The sequence below is a fragment of the Streptomyces regalis genome (assembly GCF_001509475.1).
In the GTDB taxonomy this organism is placed as follows: Bacteria; Actinomycetota; Actinomycetes; order Streptomycetales; family Streptomycetaceae; genus Streptomyces; species Streptomyces regalis.
On the sequence record NZ_LLZG01000317.1, the window covers coordinates 1 to 270 of the forward strand.

Annotated in this window: 1 protein-coding gene; it reads left to right on the forward strand. The window is 71.5% G+C overall.

Annotation, left to right across the window (positions count from 1 at the left end; genetic code table 11):
• Positions 1 to 270 (forward strand): acyltransferase domain-containing protein (locus tag ADL12_RS27610; protein WP_159053316.1); only part of this gene is annotated, 270 nt, incomplete at both ends.

A 270-nucleotide genomic window follows, 5' to 3' on the forward strand; every position in this document is an offset into this window, starting at 1 on the left:
TCCCGGCACCGAACTCGACGCCGTGGCCAAGGTGTTGGCCGACGGCCGCGCCCACCTCGACCACCGGGCCGTCCTCACCGCGGAGAACCGGGACGGGTTGGTACAGGCACTCGACGCCCTGTCCGGCGGAGTCGAGAGCCCGGACGTCGTACGGGGCTCGGTCACCACACCCGGCAAGGTGGTGTTCGTCTTCCCCGGCCAGGGCTCCCAGTGGGACGGCATGGCCACCCACCTCCTCACCACCTCCCCCGTCTTCGCCGACCACCTCAC